The organism is Actinoplanes regularis (assembly GCF_900188005.1).
GTDB lineage: Bacteria > Actinomycetota > Actinomycetes > Mycobacteriales > Micromonosporaceae > Actinoplanes > Actinoplanes regularis.
In genome coordinates this window covers 156,929-176,695 of the sequence record NZ_FZNR01000014.1, presented here as the reverse complement: position 1 = coordinate 176,695, position 19,767 = coordinate 156,929, and the positions used below count along the sequence as shown (strand labels likewise).

General features: G+C 71.9%; 13 protein-coding genes. 6 read left to right on the top strand and 7 right to left on the bottom strand.

The features are described from left to right. Positions 1 to 39: 39 nt before the first annotated feature. The 6 genes from ligA to CHC09_RS30475 all read right to left on the bottom strand — a co-directional run bounded on the left by ligA (position 40) and on the right by CHC09_RS30475 (position 9,750). Complete coding sequence (ligA, locus tag CHC09_RS30500; RefSeq protein ID WP_089296689.1) at positions 40 to 2,169, bottom strand: NAD-dependent DNA ligase LigA; 2,130 nt, start codon at positions 2,167 to 2,169, stop codon at positions 40 to 42. Between the two features lie 86 nt (positions 2,170 to 2,255). Then, positions 2,256 to 2,990, bottom strand: coding sequence for a sulfite exporter TauE/SafE family protein (locus tag CHC09_RS30495; RefSeq protein WP_089296688.1), 735 nt, complete (start codon positions 2,988 to 2,990; stop codon positions 2,256 to 2,258). A 48-nt stretch (positions 2,991 to 3,038) separates the two neighbouring features. After that, complete coding sequence (locus CHC09_RS30490; RefSeq protein WP_089296687.1) at positions 3,039 to 3,611, bottom strand: hypothetical protein; 573 nt, start codon at positions 3,609 to 3,611, stop codon at positions 3,039 to 3,041. Positions 3,612 to 3,714: 103 nt separating this feature from the next. Continuing rightward, positions 3,715 to 5,733: a hypothetical protein gene (locus CHC09_RS30485; protein WP_089296686.1), complete on the bottom strand. Its 2,019-nt coding sequence runs from the start codon at positions 5,731 to 5,733 to the stop codon at positions 3,715 to 3,717. Positions 5,734 to 5,858: 125 nt separating this feature from the next. Further along, positions 5,859 to 6,869: a hypothetical protein gene (locus CHC09_RS30480; protein WP_089296685.1), complete on the bottom strand. Its 1,011-nt coding sequence runs from the start codon at positions 6,867 to 6,869 to the stop codon at positions 5,859 to 5,861. A 61-nt stretch (positions 6,870 to 6,930) separates the two neighbouring features. Beyond that, a complete protein-coding gene (locus CHC09_RS30475; RefSeq protein WP_089296684.1) occupies positions 6,931 to 9,750 on the bottom strand; it encodes an FAD-binding and (Fe-S)-binding domain-containing protein in 2,820 nt (939 codons plus the stop codon). Between the two features lie 584 nt (positions 9,751 to 10,334). Here CHC09_RS30475 and CHC09_RS30470 point away from each other — a divergent pair. Next, on the top strand, positions 10,335 to 10,856 hold the full coding sequence (locus CHC09_RS30470) for an RICIN domain-containing protein (RefSeq protein WP_203833250.1): 522 nt from the start codon (positions 10,335 to 10,337) through the stop codon (positions 10,854 to 10,856). 132 nt (positions 10,857 to 10,988) lie between these two features. Here the strand turns inward: CHC09_RS30470 and CHC09_RS30465 are convergent, their stop codons facing one another. Beyond that, positions 10,989 to 12,572: a 2-dehydropantoate 2-reductase N-terminal domain-containing protein gene (locus tag CHC09_RS30465; protein WP_179277347.1), complete on the bottom strand. Its 1,584-nt coding sequence runs from the start codon at positions 12,570 to 12,572 to the stop codon at positions 10,989 to 10,991. 164 nt (positions 12,573 to 12,736) lie between these two features. Here CHC09_RS30465 and CHC09_RS30460 point away from each other — a divergent pair, with 164 nt between their 5' ends. From CHC09_RS30460 to katG, 5 genes are read left to right on the top strand one after another with little or no spacing between them, the layout of a single operon-like run. Further along, positions 12,737 to 13,474: an alpha/beta hydrolase gene (locus CHC09_RS30460; protein ID WP_089296681.1), complete on the top strand. Its 738-nt coding sequence runs from the start codon at positions 12,737 to 12,739 to the stop codon at positions 13,472 to 13,474. 33 nt (positions 13,475 to 13,507) lie between these two features. After that, positions 13,508 to 15,262: an ABC transporter ATP-binding protein gene (locus tag CHC09_RS30455; RefSeq protein WP_089296680.1), complete on the top strand. Its 1,755-nt coding sequence runs from the start codon at positions 13,508 to 13,510 to the stop codon at positions 15,260 to 15,262. Then, positions 15,252 to 17,060, top strand: coding sequence for an ABC transporter ATP-binding protein (locus CHC09_RS30450; RefSeq protein ID WP_203833251.1), 1,809 nt, complete (start codon positions 15,252 to 15,254; stop codon positions 17,058 to 17,060). Before CHC09_RS30455 ends, CHC09_RS30450 begins: the two co-directional genes overlap by 11 nt. A gap of 32 nt (positions 17,061 to 17,092) precedes the next feature. Continuing rightward, positions 17,093 to 17,524: a Fur family transcriptional regulator gene (locus tag CHC09_RS30445; RefSeq protein WP_089296678.1), complete on the top strand. Its 432-nt coding sequence runs from the start codon at positions 17,093 to 17,095 to the stop codon at positions 17,522 to 17,524. Beyond that, positions 17,521 to 19,755, top strand: coding sequence for a catalase/peroxidase HPI (katG, locus tag CHC09_RS30440; protein ID WP_089296677.1), 2,235 nt, complete (start codon positions 17,521 to 17,523; stop codon positions 19,753 to 19,755). Before CHC09_RS30445 ends, katG begins: the two co-directional genes overlap by 4 nt. The last annotated feature ends 12 nt before the right edge of the window (positions 19,756 to 19,767 follow it).

Sequence of the window (19,767 nt, the reverse complement as noted above, 5' to 3'; positions counted from 1 at the left end):
AGCGGGCGAGCAAAAGTTCCCGGAGTCGCCCGATCGCGCTCAGAACGAGTCGAGATCCGGCTCCTCACCGGCGTCGTGAGCGGCCAGCAGGGCAGCGAACCGGTCCGACGGCAGGATGCGCACGCCGAGCTCCTCGGCCTTGGCCGCTTTCGAGCCGGCGCCGTCGCCGGCCACGACCAGGTCGGTACGCTTCGAGACGGAGCCCGAGGACTTGCCGCCGAGGCGTTCGACCGCCTCGTTGCCCTCGTTGCGGGTCAGGCCCGGCACCGAGCCGGTGACCACGACCGTCATCGGCGAGCCGTCCTCCTTCTGCAGCGGCAGCCGCTTCCCCGGCGCCGACGGGTCACCGTCGACCGGGGCGGCGGCCCGCTCCGCGTAAGGGGTGACGCCCGGCTCGATCATGTTGATGCCCCGCTCGGCGAGCTTGGCGATCACCGGGGCCAGGTCGGCCAGCTCCGCCGCGATGGTCGCCGCCCGCTCCGGCCCGACCGCCTCCACCTCCTGCAACTGCTCGACCGTCGCCGCGCACAACGCCTCCATCGAGCCGAAGTGCCGGGCCAGGCGGCGGGACATGGACCGCCCGGTCATCCGGACCCCCAGGCCGGTCAGCACCCGGGACAGCGGCTGCCGCTTCGAGCCCTCGATGTTCGCGATCAGCTTCGTCGCCGAGGTGCGCCCCAGCCGCTCCAGCTGAGCCACCGCCTCCACGTCCAGGTCGAAGAGGTCGGCGGGGTCGGTGACCATGCCGGCCGCGACCAGCGCGCGGATCACCTTGTCGCCGAGGCCCTCGATGTCCATCGAGTCGCGGGCGGCGAAGTAGGCCAGGGACTCGGTCGCGCCGCAGGCCCGGCCCTGCGCGCACCGCCAGCGCTTCTGCGACCGGTCGATCTCGCCGCCGCAGCGCGGGCACTGCGAGGGTGCGGCGAACGGCTCGGACCCCTCCGGGCGCTCGTCGAGTTTCGCCCCGGTGATCTCCGGGATCACCTCGCCGGCCCGGCGCACGAACACCGTGTCGCCGACCCGCACGTCCCGGCGGACCAGGTCGTCGAAGTTGTGCAGGGTGGCCGAGGTGACCACCACGCCGCCGACCTGCACCGGCTCGATCACCGCGACCGGCGTGATCACCCCGGTCCGCCCGACCTGCACCTCGATCGCGGTCAGCCGGCTGGTCCGGGTGTCGGCGGGGAACTTGTACGCGATGGCCCAGCGGGGGGCCTTGCTGGACGAGCCGGCGGCGTCCCGGTCGGCGGGGGCGTCCGCCTTGATCACCACGCCGTCGATGTCGAAGCCGAGCGTGGCACGCTGCGCGCCCAGCCGCGCGATCGCCTCCACCAGCTCGTCCACGGTCGTGCACACCGCCATGCCGGCCGCCGAGCCGCCGGTGGTGGAGACGCCCAGCTCGGCGATCGCGGCCATCGCGGCGCTGTGGGTCAGCCCCTCGCCGCCGGGGAGGTCGTGCACCGCGTACGCCAGGAAGGAGAGGGGTGCCAGATAGGCCCGGTCCTGGGCGCGCAGGGTGCCGGCCGCCGCGTTGCGCGGGTTGGCGAACGGCTGGCCGCCATGCCCCGTACGCAAATCGTTGGCCTTGGCGAAGTCGTCGTCGGTCATGAAGACCTCGCCGCGCACCTCGACCGTCACCGGCCTGGTGAGCTCGGCCGGCAGGCCGGCGACCGACCGCGCCTGCACGGTCACGTCCTCACCGGCGCGGCCGTCGCCGCGCGTCGCGACCTGCGTCAGCCTGCCGTCGACGTAGCGGGCGGCGATCGCCATGCCGTCGATCTTGGGCTCGACCGTGTAGCCGGCGGCCGGCCGGCCGAGCACCCGGTCGAGCCGGGCGGCCCAGGCGCGAAGCTCCTCCTCGTCGAACGCGTTGTCCAGGCTCAGCATCGGGGTGCTGTGCTCGACGTCGCCGCCCACGCCCCCGCCGGCCGCGACCACCGCGGTCGGTGAGTCGGCCGCCACCCAGTCGGGCCGCGCCTGCTCGGTCGCGGTCACGCGGGCCAGCAGCGCGTCGTAGGTCGCGTCGTCCATGGCCAGGTCGGTGCCCGCGTAGTACGCCGTCGCGGCCGCTCGGATCCGCTCGATCGCCGCGCTGTACTCCTCGGCGGTGTCGAACGACTCGGCGTGCGCGGCGTCGACGACGGGGGCGATCTCGGGCTCGGCAGGCATCAGGAACTCGTTTCGTCGGTCTCTCGTGACAAAGACCTTGATACCCGAGAGGTACGACAAAACCTCCGCCGACCCGCGCGACCGCCTCAGCTCAGCAGCAGCACCACGGCGACGACGGTCGCGAACCCGACGATGGTCCAGCGCAGGCCCTCCGCCGGCAGCCGCCGGGTGAGCCGCGCGCCGAAGAACCCGCCGACGATGGTGGCCGGCCCCAGCACCGCGACCACCGCCCAGTCGACCGGCCCGAACACGCTGTAGAGCAGCACCGTTGTCACGCCGACCACCGCCGAGAAGACGTTCTTCAGCGCGCTGATCCGCTGCAGCGACTCGTCGAGCACCAGGCCCAGGCCGGCGATCAGCAGCACCCCCATGGCCGCGTTGAAATATCCGCCGTAGCAACCGCAGAGGAACACCGTCAGCAGCGTGGCCCGACGTGGTGAGGACCCGCCGGAGAAGCGCAGCCGGTTCTGCAACGCCATCAGCGCCGCGGCGCCGAGCAGCAGGAACGGCACCACGAAGTCGAACACCGAGCGCGGGGTGAACAGCAGCACCGCGCTACCGCACAACGTCCCGAGGACGGCGACCGGAACGATCATCCGGACCCGGGGGCCCTGCCCGACGAGGTCGGGACGGCTGCCGACGGCGCTCGCCGCGTATCCCGGAGCCACCGAGAGCGCGTTGCTCACATTGGCCGCGACACCCGGCAGTCCGAGGCCGACCAGGAGCGGAAAGGTGATCAGTGACCCGCCGCCGGCGATCGCGTTCACCGCCCCGGCGACCAGGCCACCCCCGAACAGGACGAGCACCTCTCCGGGGGTCATGCGCGACAGGCTACCGGCGCTTCGCGCCTCCCGGCCCGCCGCGGCCGGTCAGGTGGTGACGGGCCCCGGCTTGTCCTCGCGCTTCGCGTGGCGCAGGCCCAGGATCCCGAGGGCCAGCAGGACCACCGCGCCGACGAAGGCCGCGACCGCCGCCCAGCCCGCGATGGTGCCCATCGTCGCGAACGCGGCGCCGTAGAGCAGCAGACCGCGCAGCGTGTTGCCCTGGAACAGGGTGACCCGCAGGTCGCCCATCTTCTGGCCGTCCGGGGTGGCCTTCTGCTCCGGGGGCAGCGCCAGGTATTCGCTGCTGACCTGTGAGTACGTCTTCCCGCCGGACATCGCGGTCATGTGGGCCTTGATGTAGTGATCGGCGTACGCCTTGGCCTCCGGCCCGGTGTCCATCGGGCTGCCGGCGTAGGGCTTCAGCGCCTTCTGGTCGTCCGCTGAGAGCTTCTCCAACGCGGCGCCCTCGGGCATTTTGATGTCCTGCGCGCTGAGCTGTGACTTCACCTCGTTCGCGATGTAGGAGTTCGCAAAGGTGAGCAACCCTCCGGCGAAGAGAAGGAGAATTGCGCCCAGTAATCCGGTCCACGAGATCAACTTGTCGAATGCCGCCCGCATGCCGCAATCCTCTCAATACTCCTAAAGCGCGAAATATCCCCTCAAGGAGGGTACGCCTCGGCGGGCGTCGTCTCGGCTGTTTGATCGTCTTCGCGAGCCTGTCCTAGGCGAGCAGCTTCCGGCACAGGTCCAGCAGCCTTTCGTCCGCGCTGACCTCCGCGGCCGGCAATCCGAGGTTGCTCACGTTGTGCCGCAGCACCGTGTCCAGCTCGGCCCGCGCGTATCGGGCCCCGTACCGCACGTCCCCGGTCGCCATCCAGAGCCGGGCGATCCGGGCCCGCGTTCGCGGCGCCGACTCCCACACCCGGCCCAGCCGCTGGACCGCGTCCCGGTTTCCCGCCACCCACCAGAGCGCGTCCGCGGCGGCGGCCACCACCGTGTCGTCGGTCCGGGCACCGGTCAGCGCGGCCAGCCGGCGAGCCCGGGTCTTGACGCGGATGCCCAGCGCCTTGAGCCCGTCGATCGCCGCGACCGCGTGCTCCGGGCGGGTCCGCCGGTCGTCGAAGTAGCGGTCGTAAACGGCCGCGGCCGCCGCCACGTCGCCGGTGACGTGCCAGATCGTGTGCGCCGCGGCCAGCTCCAGAGCGGGATCGCCGCAGGTCAGCGCCGCGCGGAGGTCCGGGGCCCGGCCGGCGACCGCGCGGCCGGCGCGCGCCAGCAGGCCGAGCGTGGTCAGGTCGATCGGCTCGCGCAGCAGATGATCGGCGGCGTCGTTCGGGGCGACGGCGGTCAACGCGCGCAGCAGGCCCGCCCGGTGCGCCTCGGCGGGGCCCACCGCGCGCAGCCGGCGCCGCAGCGTCCGGCTCAGCCCACGCGCCCGCAGACCGAACCCGGCGATCGCGGGGTACAGCCGGTTCGCGTCCGGCACCTCGTCGAGCAGCCGTTCCAGCATCGGCAGGATCCGCTCGTCACGCAGCCCGGCGAGGATCCGCACGGCCGGCCCGAGCACCGGACCGGACAGGCCCGGGACGACCCAGCCCTGACCGGCGTGCGGACGGATCCGCTGCCCGGTCCGCGGCAGGGTGGCCCACACCGCGTCGGCGGCCGGCCGGGCGACCTCACCGATGCCGAGCAGCAGTCGCAGCGCCGCCGCCCGTACCTGCGGATCGCCGTCCGCGGCGGAGGTGGCCACGGCGGACGGGTCCGCGCCGGACGGGAGGGACAGCAGCTCAGCGGCGCGGAGCACGAGCGGCCGGTACGGCCCCCGCAGCCGCTGCACCAGCGACCGCGCCTGGTGCAGGGCGTCCTGCCGGGCATCCCGCGCGTCCAGTTGCAGCATCCGCTGCAACAGCTCCAGATGCTCGCCCACGTCGTTGCGGTAGGTGACCCGCACCGCGCTCACCACCTGGTGATATCCGGGCGTCCACTCCCGCGCCGCCATCCGCTGCCCGGCCAGCAGCGGCGCGACCGTCTCGTCGAGCGGTGCCGGCTCCCGGTTCAGCCCCGCCCGGTACGCCGCCAGCACCGTGTCCCGCGCCGTCTCCACATCGAACGGTGGCGGGTCGGCCAGCGCCACCATCTCGGTCAGTGCGGTGATCCGCACCCGCAGGTCAGCGTCGCTGTCGGCCACCCACGCCAGCCACACCTTCGTCAGCTCGTGCCCGCTGCCCACCGCCCCGGCGATCACGCCGCTCCGCAGCAGGGTCACCCGCACCGCCGGATCCGGTTCGGCGGTGTACCGCTCCCAGAGGAGTCCGGGCAACCGGGGTGCCAGCCGGGCGACCGCCCGCACCGCGTACGCCGCGGCCTCCCGTACTCGTGGATCGTCATCGGTCAGCAGGTCGTCCAGCCCGGGGTGCCCGGCCAGCAACCGTTTGGCCCGGAGCGTCTCGCCGGACATCTGCCAGGTCCGGTCCGCCCCCGCCAGATCGGCGACCAGGCGCAGCACCGGGCCACGGTCCGGCCGCCCGGTGTCGGCGACCAGTTCCAGCAGCAGCGGCAGGGCCGCCACCACCCACGGCTGGACATCCTCACCGTCCGGTGCGATCCGGTACAGCCCCTGGATCGCGGCGGGATCACCGGCGGTCAGCTCCGCCAGCATCCGCGCCACGGCGGAGCCGAACTCCAGCGACTGCCAGTCGATGTCGTACACACTGGTCAGCGCCGGGCCGATCTCCGTCATGCGGTAGATGATGGTGGTCCTGTTCTCCGCGCGCCAACCGGAGGATCACCCTGTCCAGCGCAGATCTCCCGCCTTCGGGGCACAAATCCCCCTCCGGCGCCGGGCCGTCCGGGGGCCGGGTTTCCCTACTCTCCGGTACGACCGGAGCCGGGCCGGCGGCGGCGCACCAGCGCGACCGCGGCGGCGAGGACCAGACCCGTGCCGGCCAGCAGGAAGAGCACGAGCGGGAGCCGGGAGGACTCGTCGACCGTCGCCTTCTGCGCCAGCACCGGCTGGGTCCGCGACGGTGAAGGTGACGGTGCGGGCTCCGGCGGGGACGGCAGCGGATAGCTGATCAGGCTCGGCTCGGACCCCTCGGAAACGGTCAGCAGCGCCGTCCCATCGGTCGTGTACGCCACCGACTCGCCCTGCGGTTCGTCGGGCAGCGGGATCGTCCGTGGCGTGCCGGAGACGAGCGCCTCGACCACCTTCCCGCCGGTCACGTCGTACTCGAAAGCGTCCGCATAGGTCCGTAGCACCACGCGCGAACCGTCCGGGCTGCTCGCCGCGCCGGTGACCAGCAGCCGCCCGGCGAATCCGTACGGATTGGCGGTCGTGGTGATCGGCACCGAGACGTCGCCGGCCTTCTTCAGCGGTGTCGTCGCGCCGGACTTCAGCGCTCCGTCCGGCGTGTACAGCCCGGCCGCCCCCGGTGACTTGGTCACCACGATCGGCGTCCCGTCCGGCGCGATCAGCAGCGCCTCCGCGTCGTGCGCCCCGTCGGGGTAGGCCATCCGGTAGAGGCGGGGCTTCGACGACCCCGGTGCGACCTTCCACAACCCGATCGTCTCGCGCTTCGAGCCGTTGTCGCCGATGTCGGCCACCCAGAGTGTGCCGTCCGGCCCGAGCTGCAGATCCTCGGTGTCCCGCGGCCGTGACGGGAACGACACCGTCCGCCGTACCGAGCAGTCCTTCCTCAGGTAGAAGATCTTCCGGTGCGAGGCCTCGTCGGCCCCGTCGTTGACCACCACATAGCCGTCAGCGGTCGCGACCAGCCCGGACAGCTCGTCCGTACGCTTGTCGTCGATCCGGCAGACCGGCCCGGCCGCCATCGCGGCCGCGAGCATCGGGGCGAGCAGCATGCCCCATTCGACCATGCGCGCGCCAGGCCACCGCGCGGCCGCCGCGCACTCGGCGGCGACCGGCGGGGCGTCCGGATCAGCGCTTGCGGGCCGGCAGCGCGTCGGCGAGCAGCTGGACCAGGTGCACGCCCTCGACGTCGGCCAGGTCGTCCGCCTGCGTCCGGCAGGAGAACCCGTCGGCCAGGAAGATGTCGCCCTCCTCGGCCTTCTCCAGGGCGGGCAGGAGCTGCTGCTCGGCGACGGCGACAGACACCTCGTAGTGCCCGCGCTCCACCCCGAAGTTGCCGGCCAGGCCGCAGCACCCGCCGAGGCGCTTCACCGTCGCCCCGGCGCTCTTCAGGAGTTTGGCGTCGGCCTCCCAGCCCATCACGGCGTGGTGGTGACAGTGCGGCTGGGCGATGACCCGTACCCCCGCGAGGGACGGGGGAGTCCAGCCGGGAGTTGCGGCGAGCAGTTCGGCCACCGTCTTCGTCGCCGCGGCGACCTCCCGGGCCGCGTCGCCGCCGACCAGTTCGACCGCGTCGCCGCGGAGCACCCCGGTGCAGGACGGCTCCAGCCCGACGATCGGGATGCCCTTGCGGACCGCCTGGTGCAGCTCGTTCACGGTCGTACCGAGGATGCGCTTCGCGGCGTCGAGCTGGCCGGTGGTGATCCAGGTCAGGCCGCAGCACGCCTTCCGGCTGGTCACCTGCGGCGCGTAGCCCGCGTCCACCAGCAGGTCCACCGCGGCCCGCGCGATCTCGGGCGAGAAGTGGTCGGTGAAGCTGTCCACGAAGAGGATGACCGGCGTGCCGGTCCCGCCGCCCTTGAACGTCGACCGGAACGTCTTGTCGGCGAAGGTCGGGATCGAGCGGCGCTTGTCGACACCGGCCGCGTAGAGCGCGAGCCCGCGGATCCCGGGCAGGCTGGTCATCAGATTCGCCAGGCGGGGGAACCGGGAGGCCAGCCGGGACCAGCGCGGCAGCCAGCCGAGCGAATAGTGCGACCGCGGCCGCACCCGCCCCTTGAAGCTCTGGTGCAGCACCTCGGACTTGTACGCGGCCATGTCGATCCCGGTCGGACAGTCCGAGGCGCATCCCTTGCAGGACAGACAGAGATCAAGCGCATCGTGTACGGCCTCGGCCCGCCAGTCCGGCGCGAGGTCCCCGTCGAGCATCTCCTGGAGCACGCGAGCCCGCCCGCGCGTCGAGTCCTTCTCGTTCTTGGTGGCGAGGAACGACGGGCACATCACCCCGCCGAGCACCGTGGTGTCCACCCGGCACTTGCCCACCCCCGTGCACCGGTGCACGGCCTGGTTGAAGTCCCCGCCGTCGTGGTGGTAGGCCAACGCCAGCTCGGTCCGCACCGGCCGGGCCTGAGACACCCGGATGTTCGTGTCCACCGGATCCGGGTCGACCAGATTGCCCGGGTTGAGCAGGTTGTTCGGGTCGAACGTGTGCTTGATCTGCCGGAACAGGTCCATCGCTGCCGGCGAGTACATCCGGCTCAGCAGCTCACTGCGCGCCCGGCCGTCCCCGTGCTCGCCGGAGAGCGAGCCGCCGTAGCTGACCACGAGATCCGCCGCTTCCTCCAGGAACGCCCGGAACTTCCCCGGCCCGCCCGGCTTGTCCAGCGGGAAGTCCAGCCGCACGTGCACGCACCCGTCGCCGAGGTGCCCGTACGGCATCGAGCTCAGCCCGTGCCGCTCGGTCAGCGCGTCGAAGTCCCGCAGGTACGCCCCGATCTTCGCGGGCGGCACCGCCGAATCCTCCCAGCCGGCGTGGGCGGGCAGCCCGCTCGGCGCGCGCCCGGCCAGCCCGGCCCCGTCCTCACGGATCTTCCAGAGCGGTGCGGCCTCGGCGGGGTCCGCGACGACCCGCGAGTCGATCGCCTGCGCCGCCGCGATCAGCCGGGTGACGCGATCACGCACCTCGTCCGGGTCGTCACCGGCGATCTCGACCATCAGCCAGGCCGTGCCACCCGGCAGCGGCGGCACCGCGTCCGGCCCGCGGCGGCTGCGGACCAGCTCGCAGATCCGGTGGTCCAGGCCCTCGCACGCGGTCGGCTGGAACTCCAGGATGCTCGGGATGATGTCGCCGGCGGTGCCGAAGTCCGGGTAGCCGAGGACCACGAGCGTGCGGTGCTTCGGGTCGGCGACCAGGCGTACCGTTGCCTCGGTGACGACCGCGAGGGTGCCCTCGCTGCCGACCAGGAACTCGGTGAGGTTGAACCCGTTCTCCGGCAGCAGGTGCTCGACGGCGTAGCCGGAGACCTGCCGCCCGAAACGGCCGAACTCGGTCCGGCCCACCGCGAGATTCGCCCCGATCACGTCCCGCAGCCGAGCGACGGTCTTGTCGGCCCCGCTGAGCTCCGGCCCGGTGACCAGGCGTTCGCCGTCGATCGTGAACGCGGTGAGCGCGACCGTGTTGTCCGAGGTCCGCCCGTAACCGAGGGTCCGCGACCCGCACGAGTTGTTCCCGATCATGCCGCCGATCGTGCAGCGCGTGTGCGTTGAGGGATCCGGCCCGAACCGCAGCCCGAACGGCCGGGCCGCCGCCTGCAACGTGGCCTGGACGGTCCCCGCCTGCACCCGTGCCGTGCGGGTGTCGCCGTCGACGTCGAGCACCTTGTTCATGTGCCGGCTGAAGTCCAGGATCACGCCCGGCCCGATCGCGTTGCCGGCGACCGAGGTGCCCGCGCCCCGGGCGGTGATCGGGATCCCGAGCTCGCGGCAGACCGCCAGGGTGGCCAGCACGTCGTCGTCGTGGCGCGGCCGGACGATCGCCTGCGGCACGATCCGGTACAACGAGGCGTCGCTGGCATACGCCGCGCGGTGCGCGGAATCGGTCAGCACGTCGGGCACGCCCGCCCGGCTCAGGCTCTGGACGAGGTCGGTCGAGATCGCTGCGGTTGTCACGATATCCAGGGCAATCTTTCGTCGGGCGGTGTTGACCAGTGCTTAACGCGGCTCGCACATTACCGACATGGTGTGCCGGCCCGGCGGCGGCTTCCCGCAGCTCGGGACTGGGTCACACCTGCCGGGACCGGCCGGCCGCCGCTTCGGCGCCCGGATCGTCACTCTGCCGGGCGATGGCTGTTGATCGACGCTGTCGGAACAATGCCGCCACCTATCAGTACGAGGACCCGGAGTCCCCGCAGTTGACCGCATTTAGCGGGCCCGTTTTCGTTCTCCCCATATTCCGACGAATCGGCAGAGGTGTCGCGAGCCGACAACAGGTTCATCGCTCAGCTGCCTGACGGCGTTCACATGTACCAGCTCCAGCCGGGCCGTCGGATTCGTGACTGCATAATCGTTCTGGCCTCCGCACGGTTGGGATATTCTGTGAATTTCCCACAGTCTTGTTGCGGTCGGCTTCATGTCATTTCTTTACCGGTTACGGTGATGGTCCCCAAGTTTTGGGCTCGTCAGCACCGTGTGATTGTAGGCGATCGCAACCTGACGGAATGCGGAACACTGGTATCCGACGCAAAGGATCAATGGTGAACAGTAAGTCTTTTCGGCGAACACTATTCGCAATCGTCGGCACGGGGGCCGTGGCCACGACGATCCTGGTCGGCCCGGTGCGGGCCGACGCGACCACGGCGGCACCTGAGCCGAACCGGTATTACGAGTTACGAGCCCAGCACAGCGGCAAGTGCCTTGATGTCGACGGCCGGGGATCCGGTGGTGCAAATGCCGACCTTGCCGACGTCATGCAGTACCGATGTTGGGGCGGCAACAACCAGCACTGGAAGTTTGTCGAGGCGGGCAATGGCTACTACGAGATACGGGCCCAGCACAGTGACAAGTGCCTTGATGTCGACGGCCGGGGTGCTGGTGGTGAGAATGCCGACTTCGCCAATGTCATGCAGTACCACTGTTGGGGCGGCGACAACCAGCGCTGGCGACTGGTCGATGTCGACGGCCGGGGTGCTGGTGGTGAGAGTGCTGACTTCGCCAATGTCATGCAATACCACTGTTGGGGCGGCAAGAACCAGCACTGGACCCTCAGCCCGCTCTGATCCTTCAGCGGGGTTCTCTTTGGTTGCTGTGACGGTGTGGTCTTCTCCGTGAGCGGCAATCAGCCACCGTCGCGTCACGAAGGTTGTGCGGACCCTTGACGCGGCGGTGGCCGCCGTAAGCGGAGTGGGCGCTCAGCGATGGGCAGTCGCCTGGACAGATTCCCGGCCGCCACGGGTGGCCATCCCGTCCGCTGCCGGCACCGGCAGGTGGCCACCGTCGAGCTCGATGTCTCCGGCCGCGCGAGGCCGTGCGGACCCGGCGGCCTCGGCGAAGCCGGCGTCGCGCCACGCCGCGAGACCACCGTCGAGGACGCGTACGTCGGGAACGCCGGCCCACCGCAGCAGCCACCAGGCCCGGGCGGCGGCCGGCCCGCCGTTGTCGTCGTAGACGACGACCGTGGTGTCCCGCCGGATTCCCCACCGCCGTGCCGCCGCCTGGAGCCTGCGCGGCGAGGGCAGCGGGCGCGGCCCCGCACCGGTCTCGTGCCGCCCGCCGAGATCGGTGTCCAGATCCACCTGGACCGCCCCGGGCAGGTGCCCGTCCCGGTAACGCCGCTCGCCGTCCGGGTCTCCCGGCGCCCATCGGACGTCCAGCAGCACCGGCGGATTGGCCTGTGCCGCCCGCCGGTACACCTCGTCCGCGCCGACCAGCACGACCGGCGGGTCGCCCCCGGCGGCCTCGGAAGGGGCGGGCAGGGTGGCGGCGAGATCGGCGTCGTCCAGCGAACCGGCCCGGGTGGCCTCGGCGATCGCCCGGTGGACGCGGGCCTGGATCGCGGCGGCGGCCGGTGTCGGCACCCCGTGCAGGCGTCCGAGCAGCACGATCTCGCCGTCGAGGTAGTCGGTCTCGGGCAGCGCGGCGCGGGTGAGGCTCTGCCGGGTCGAGTTGCCGGCCCGGGGGTGCGTGGCGATCTCGGCGACGGTGAAGCCGCTCTGGTCCGGGGTGGCCGGGACGATCCCGGCGGCGGCGTAGACGGCCCGGGCCTCGGCGCGCAGCGTCTCCAGCGCGGCGTCGCGCAGCGCGCTCGGCGGGTACAGCGCGTCGAGCGTGTTGACCAGGTTCCCGAGCAGCTTGGCGGCCTTGTGTGCGGTGATGTCCGGGACCGGGTGGACGGTGAACCCGCCCTTGCGCAGCCCGGTCGCGATCCGTTCGGTGACCGCGCCGGTCCCGTTCGGGTATTCACCCAGGAAGAGCACGGCCGGCACCGGGTGGCCGTGGTTGACGATCTCGCCGGGTACCACGTAGGTCGCCGGGATCCACACGACGCCGCCGATCACCCGGTCGAACCAGCGCAGCGCGGTCCGCTCGTTGGCGAGGCCGTTCTGCAGGGTGACCAGCGGCAGCTCGGCCGCCGCGACACCGGTGCCGCCGTCGGTGCGTTTGACCGGCCGCCACGCCCACTCGGCCGCCGCCCCGGCGGTGTCCTGGCTCTTGGTGGCCAGCAGCAGCACGTCGTGCTCGGTCAGTTCCACCTCGTCCGGCCCGGCGGCGACCGGGATGCGCAGCCGGTGGGAGCCGTCCGGCCGTACGTAGGTCAGGCCGTGCTCGCGCAGCGCGGCGAGCTGGGCGCCGCGGGCGACCAGCAGCGTCTCCACCCCGGACCGGTGCAGCTCGGCGGCGATCGACGCGCCGACCGCGCCCGCCCCGATCACCACATAGCGAGCGGGATGATCGGCACCGGCGATGGTTTCGGTGGGGGTTGATGCCGAGGTCATGCAGGTCAGCATGGTTGCCGGCCGTCGAGGGTGTCCAACTTCGATTTCCGATCGGATTGATGAGCAGCCGTGATGGCTCGTGCTCGCGATTGTGGTTGGACAGCCGGAGCAAAAGCCTACTAGCTTGGTGGGCGTTGTAGAGTTTACTACCGGGAAGGCCCCCGATGACACTCGCCTTCGAGGACACCGTCCACACCTGGATCGAACCCGACCCGATCCCGTTGCGTGGAACGTTGGTCCTTCTCCCCGGGCGCGGCGAGTCCGCCCGGGTCTACGAGCGCTTCGGCCGCCGGCTGGCATCCGACGCGTACCGGGTGCACGCGATCACCGCACCCACCGACGATCCGGTCCGGGCGCGGGAGCAACTGGTCGCGTTGCTGGACGCCGCCGATCCGGCGAAGCCACGGATCGTGGTCGGTTCGGACGCCGGAGCCGCGTACGCCGCGCTGCTGGCCGCGAGCCACCGCCTGCCCCGCGCCTCCGCGCTGATCCTGGCCGGCCTGCCGGCCTCGCCGCGGGCGACCGCGAGCCGGGACTGGGCCGGCGAGCTCGACGCCCGCACCTCCTGCCCCACCCACCGGGGCCGGATCAGCGAGTCCGGGGTACGCCCCGGCGAGCTCTTCACGGACCTGCCCGCCGACTGGTTCGATCCGGACCTCCCCGGTGAGATCACCGTCCCGGTCCTGGGCCTGCACGGAACGGCGGATCCGATCAGCCCGCTCGACGGTGTCCGCGACTGGTACGCCACCGTGCCCCGCGCCGATCTCGTCAGCATCGCCGACGCGCAGCACGACGTGCTAAACGACCAGAGCCACCGCACCGTCGCCGCCACGGTCGTCCTCTTCCTGGAACGCCTGCGCAACCGGGCCCTGATCGCCCGCACCGAGAGGACCTACGCGTGACCGCCCCAGGCTCCGGCGCGATCCCGGGTCGCCGTGGCCGCGCCTGACCTGCGCCGGAAGTCCGCCCTGGCGGCTCAGTTCGCCGGCGCCCGGACCGATCCGGGGACGGCGCTCGCCGCCACGGTCGCCGGGCTGATCAACGGATCGACGATGGTGGCCGGTGCCTCGGCGATCGCCTGGGCGACCGACCATCTGGTGATCCCGGCGCTGGCCGGCGAGGACGTGCCGGCGAGCACGTGGTGGCTGAGCGCGCTGTTCATCCTCGGTGTCTCCGCGACACGGTGGGTCACCATCCTGGTACGCGGGATCGCCACCGGGCGCGTCCAGTACCGCGCCCAGGCCGAGACCCGTCGTGCCGTGGTGCGCCGCTACCTCGACCTGCATCCCGACTGGCACCGGGACCGAGCGCCCGGGAAGCTGCTCGCGCACGCGGCCGGCGACGTGGACGCGCTCTGGTCACCGATGCAGTTCGCCTACTTCGCCGTCGGCATGGTGTTCATGCTGCTGCTCGCCCTCACCGAGCTGTTCCGCCGGGCCCTGGCGCTCGGCCTGGCCGGACTGGCCCTGGTCGGGCTGGTGCTCGCCCTGAACGTGACCTATCAGCGGCTGCTCGCGCCGCGGGCCCGCGAGGCCCAGGCCGCCCGGGGCGTCGTGAGTGGGCTCGCGCACGAGTCGATCGAGGGCGGTCCGGTGGTACGCGGCCTCGGGCTGATCGAGGTCGAGGACGCCCGGTTCACGCCGGGCGTGCGGCGGCTGCGGACCGCGGCCCTGCGGATGGCCTCGGTCAGCTCGCTCTTCGACCCGCTGCTCGAACTGCTGCCGACGGCGGCGGTCCTGGCCGTGCTCGTGCTCGGGGCGCCGCGGGTGCAGGCGGGCACGCTCAGCGTTGGTGACCTGGTCGGCGTCGTCTATCTGCTGATCACGATCGCCATCCCGTTGAACGTGATCAGCAGATTCCTGTCGATGCTGCCGATGTCGTCGGCCGGGCGGGAGCGGGTTCAGGGCGTACTGGAAAGCACTCAGCTCGCCGAGGACGGACCTCTCGCACTCACCGGATCGGCGCCGATGCGGGTGGAGTTGCGCGGCGCCGGCGTCAGCCGGCAGGGCCGGCGCATCGCCGCGGACCTCGACCTGGTTCTCGAACCCGGCACGATAACGGTGGTGGTCGGCGCGGTCGGGTCGGGCAAGACCACCCTGCTCGACCTGGCCGGCGGGCAGACCCGCGCGGACACCGGATCGGTGCTGCTGGACGGCGTCGACGTGCGCGAGCTGGCCCGGGACGCGGTGCCGGCGCACGTCGGTGTGGTGTCGCAGAGCCCGTTCCTGTTCGCCGAGTCGATCCGCGACAACCTCGAGCTGGGCCGGACCCGCCGGGAGCACGAGCTGTGGCACGCGCTGCGGCTGGCCGCCGCCGACGAGATCGTGCGCGGGCTGCCGGACGGCCTCGACACGGTGGTGGGGGAGCGGGGCGCCACCCTCTCCGGCGGGCAGCGGCAGCGCGTCTGCCTGGCCCGGGCCCTGCTGCGCGAGCCACGGCTGCTGGTGCTCGACGACGCGACGTCGGCGCTGGACGCGCGGGTGGAGCGGCAGGTCCTGGCGGCACTGGCCGAGCTGGTCGCGGACGGTGGCCCGACGGTGCTGATCAGCACCAACCGCCCCGGCCCGGTGGAGATCGCCGATCGGATCGTGGTCCTGCGCGAGGGCCGGATCGTCGCCGCCGGCACCGCGGACCAGGTGCCGGATCCGTTCTCACGACTCGCCCATGAGGAGTGGTCAGTTGTCCACTGAAGTACTCGCCGGACTGCAAGGCGCGGGACCCCGGCGGCTGATCGCGACCATGATCCGGGTCTCGCCGCGACTGCGGCAGGGCCTCTGGCTGACGTTCCTGCTCGCGCTGCTGGCCGGGGCCGGCCGGATCATCGCGCCGCTGACCGTGCAGCACGTGATCGACTCCGGCGTCGCCCCGGAGACGGTCGGCCCGGCCGTCGCGGTCGGCGCCGGCGCGGTGCTGCTCGCCGGAGTCTCGTCGCTGCTGCTCAACCGGCGCCTGCAGGACCGGGTCGAGGAGGCCCTGGCCGGGCTGCGCCGCGACGGGCTGCGCCGGGTCCACGACATGGCGGCGTCCACCGCCGACCGGGCGCCCAGCGCCGACCTGGTGACCCGCCTGACCGGCGACCTCGACCAGGTGACCACGTTCCTGCAGGGCGGCGGCATCCAGTTCCTCACCAACATCGCGCAGCTGCTGATCGCCACCGGCATTCTGCTGGCCTACAGCTGGCAACTGGCGCTGCCGGTGCTGTTGATCACGGCGGTGCTGCTGACCGTGATGGCGTGGACCCAGCGCCTGATCGCCCGCCGTTTCGACCGGGCCCGCCGGGACCTGTCCGCCCTGCAGAGCGCGGTCGCCGAGGCGGTGCTGGGCGGCCCGCTGATCCGGTCCACCGGCAGCCAGGACCGGACCCGCGCCAAACTCGACGCGGCGGTCGACCGGTCCCGGGACAGCCTGATCGGCACCCAGATCCCGCTGCACCTCAACGCTTCCCTGGGCGAGCTGGCCATCTCCACGATGACCGTGACCGTGCTGCTCGGCGGGGTCTGGTGGGGGCGGCTCAGCTCGGGGCAGGTGGTCGCGACGGTGTTCCTGGTGACGTTCTTCGTGCGGCCGCTGCAGTTCGTGGTGCAGAGCCTGGGCGAGGCGCAGAACGCCCTGACCGGCTGGCGGCGCGCGCTGGAGCTGGTCACCACGCCGCCCGGCCTGCCCGGCGACGGTGTCCCGCTGCCGGCGGGTCCGGTCGGCGTGCGGCTCGACCACGTCTCGGCCCGCTATCCCGGTGGGCCGCCGGTGCTGCACGACGTCTCGGTGCGGATCGAGCCGGGCGAGCATGTCGCCGTGGTCGGCCGGACCGGTTCCGGCAAGTCGACCTTCGCCAAGCTGCTCACCCGGCGCCTCCCGCCGTCCGACGGCCGGATCCACCTGGGCGGGGTGCCGCTCGAGCAGCTCGCCGACCTGGCCGGCCGGGTGGTGATCGTTCCCCAGGACCCGTTCCTCTTCGACGCGAGCATCGCCCACAACATCCGTCTCGGTGCCACCGGCGCCACCGATGAGGACGCGTTGCGGATCATGCATCGGCTCGGGCTGGCCGACTGGCTGGCGACGCTGCCGGACGGGCTGGACACGCGGGTCGGCGTACGTGGGGATCGTCTCTCCATCGGCGAGCGTCAGCTCGTCGCCCTCGCCCGGACCGCCCTCGCCGACCCGGACCTGGTCATCTTCGACGAGGCGACCTCCGGCATCGACCCGGGGACGGAGGCGGCCGTCCAGCGGGCCCTGTCCGAGCTGACCCGTGGCCGGACCACCGTCTCGATCGCGCATCGCATGCCGGTGGCCGAGGCCGCCGACCGGGTCCTGGTCCTCGCCGACGGCCGCCTGGTCCAGTCCGGCCCGCATCACGTGCTGCTGGGTGAGCCCGGCCCCTACGCCCGTCTGGCGGCGGCCTGGTCGCGGCCCGGCCGTGATCCGGCCCTGCCCGCGCGACGCCGTCCCCAACTTCGAGTGAATTCTCGGCAGGCCCGCCAGAAAACTTGATTCATTCCAGAAAAGGGGACTATGGTTCCCCCGTGACGTCCGCCTTCGAGGAACAGCTGCGAGCGGTCTCGTTGCGGGTGACACGGCCACGACTGGCGGTGCTCGCCGCGCTGCGGGACCACCCGCACGTCGACACCGACACCGTGATCGACCTGGTGCGCACGGATCACCCGACGGTGTCCCACCAGGCGGTCTACGATGTGCTGCGTGCGCTCACCGACACGGGTCTGGTGCGGCGCATCCAGCCTGCTGGTGCGACCGCCCGCTATGAGATGCGTGTGCGTGACAACCACCACCACGTCGTGTGCCGCTGGTGCGGCGCGATCGCCGACGTCGACTGCGCGGCCGGCCATGCCCCCTGTCTCACCGCCTCCGACGATCACGGGTTCGTGATCGACGAGGCGGAGGTCGTCTACTGGGGCGCCTGCCCCGACTGCCTGCCCCGTTCGGAAGGAACCAGATGAGCGACATCCAAGAACCCAAAGCCTCCGGCTGCCCGGTCGCACACGGCCAGGGGACCGGTAGCGAGAGCGAGAACCCGGTGATCGACTCGCCGACTCCGAAGCTCGGCGGTCGTCCGCGTACCAACCAGGACTGGTGGCCCAACCAGCTCGACCTGTCGGTGCTGCACGCCCACTCGCAGAAGGGCAGCCCGCTCGCCCCGGACTTCTCGTACGCCAAGGAGTTCGAGAAGCTCGACGTCGAGGCGCTCAAGAAGGACATCATCACCGTCCTGACCACCTCGCAGGACTGGTGGCCGGCCGACTTCGGGCACTACGGCGGCCTGATGATCCGGCTCAGCTGGCACGCCGCCGGTACCTACCGCATCCACGACGGCCGCGGCGGCGCCGGTGATGGCGGGCAGCGGTTCGCCCCGCTCAACAGCTGGCCGGACAACGCGAACCTGGACAAGGCCCGCCGCCTGCTCTGGCCGGTCAAGGCGAAGTACGGCCAGAAGGTCTCCTGGGCCGACCTGCTGGTGCTCGCCGGCAACGTCGCCCTGGAGTCGATGGGCTTCAAGACCTTCGGCTTCGGTTTCGGCCGCCCCGACGTCTGGGAGCCGGAGGAGATCATCTGGGGCCAGGAGGACACCTGGCTCGGCGAATCGCGGTACGCCAGCGACGAGAAGACGTTTGCCGAGGGCGTCGGCGCGACCGAGATGGGCCTGATCTACGTCAACCCGGAAGGCCCGCGCAAGAACGCCGACCCGGCCAGCGCGGCGCACTTCATCCGGGAGACCTTCCGCCGGATGGCGATGAACGACGAGGAGACCGTCGCCCTCATCGCCGGTGGCCACACCTTCGGCAAGACCCACGGCGCCGGCGACGGCGACAACGTCGGCCTGGAGCCGGAGGGCGCCCCGCTGGAGGCGCAGGGCCTGGGCTGGCTGAGCACGCACGGCTCCGGCGCGGGCGCCGACACGATCACCAGCGGCCTCGAGGTCACCTGGACCGACAAGCCGACCCAGTGGAGCAACCGGTTCTTCGAGATCCTCTTCGGGTACGAGTGGGAGCTGACCACCAGCCCCGGTGGCGGCAAGCAGTGGGTCGCCAAGGACGCCGAGGCGATCATCCCGGACGCGCACGACCCGTCGAAGAAGCACCTGCCGACGATGCTGACGACCGACCTGTCGCTGCGCGTCGACCCGGCGTACGAGAAGATCTCCCGCCGGTTCCTGGAGAACCCGGACGAGTTCGCGCTCGCCTTCGCCAAGGCCTGGTACAAGCTGCTGCACCGCGACATGGGCCCGGTCGCCCGCTTCCTCGGCCCGTGGGTTCCCGAGGCCCAGCTGTGGCAGGACCCGGTCCCGGCCGTCACCGGCGCCCTGGTCGGCGACGCGGACGTGGCCGCGCTCAAGGCCAAGGTCCTCGAGTCCGGCCTGAGCACCGCTGAGCTGGTCGGTGCCGCCTGGGCGTCGGCCGCCACCTTCCGCTCCACCGACAAGCGCGGTGGAGCGAACGGTGCCCGGATCCGTCTGGAGCCGCAGCGCAGCTGGGAGGTCAACCAGCCGGTGATCCCGGTCATCGAGCGGCTCGAGGGCATCCAGCGCGAGTTCAACGCGGCCGGCGGCGCCCAGATCTCGCTCGCCGACCTGATCGTGCTGGCCGGCACCGCGGCCGTCGAGAAGGCCGCGAAGGACGCCGGCGTCGAGGTGTCCGTCCCGTTCCACCCGGGCCGCACCGACGCCACCCAGGAGCAGACCGACGTCGAGTCGTTCAAGGTCCTGGAGCCGCGTGCCGACGGCTTCCGCAACTACCTGCGCTCCGGCGAGAAGACCCAGCCGGAGGTGCTGCTCGTCGACCGGGCGTACATGCTGAACCTGACCGCGCCGGAGATGACCGCCCTGGTCGGCGGTCTGCGCTCGATCGGTGCGAACTTCGGCGGCAAGCAGCACGGCGTGCTCACCAACGATAAGACCGGCACGCTCAGCAACGACTTCTTCGTCAACCTGCTGGCGCCGGGCGCCAAGTGGCGGGCGTCGGAGTCCACGGAGCACGTCTACGAGATCAGCGACGTGACCACCGGCGAGCTCAAGTGGACCGCCACCGCGGTCGACCTGGTCTTCGGCTCCAACTCGCAGCTGCGCGCCCTCGCCGAGGTCTACGCCAGCTCGGACGCCCGCGAGAAGTTCGTCCGCGACTTCGCCGCGGCGTGGGTCAAGGTCATGGACAACGACCGGTACGACCTCGTCTGATCCCGGGGAACC

Excerpts from the sequence above, each read along its gene's own strand:
- ligA (WP_089296689.1), bottom strand. The coding sequence starts at position 2,169 with ATGCCTGCCGAGCCCGAGATCGCCCCCGTCGTCGACGCCGCGCACGCC.
- CHC09_RS30495 (WP_089296688.1), bottom strand. The coding sequence starts at position 2,990 with ATGACCCCCGGAGAGGTGCTCGTCCTGTTCGGGGGTGGCCTGGTCGCC.
- CHC09_RS30490 (WP_089296687.1), bottom strand. The coding sequence starts at position 3,611 with ATGCGGGCGGCATTCGACAAGTTGATCTCGTGGACCGGATTACTGGGC.
- CHC09_RS30485 (WP_089296686.1), bottom strand. The coding sequence starts at position 5,733 with ATGACGGAGATCGGCCCGGCGCTGACCAGTGTGTACGACATCGACTGG.
- CHC09_RS30480 (WP_089296685.1), bottom strand. The coding sequence starts at position 6,869 with ATGGTCGAATGGGGCATGCTGCTCGCCCCGATGCTCGCGGCCGCGATG.
- CHC09_RS30465 (WP_179277347.1), bottom strand. The coding sequence starts at position 12,572 with ATGACCTCGGCATCAACCCCCACCGAAACCATCGCCGGTGCCGATCAT.
- CHC09_RS30460 (WP_089296681.1), top strand. The coding sequence starts at position 12,737 with ATGACACTCGCCTTCGAGGACACCGTCCACACCTGGATCGAACCCGAC.
- katG (WP_089296677.1), top strand. The coding sequence starts at position 17,521 with ATGAGCGACATCCAAGAACCCAAAGCCTCCGGCTGCCCGGTCGCACAC.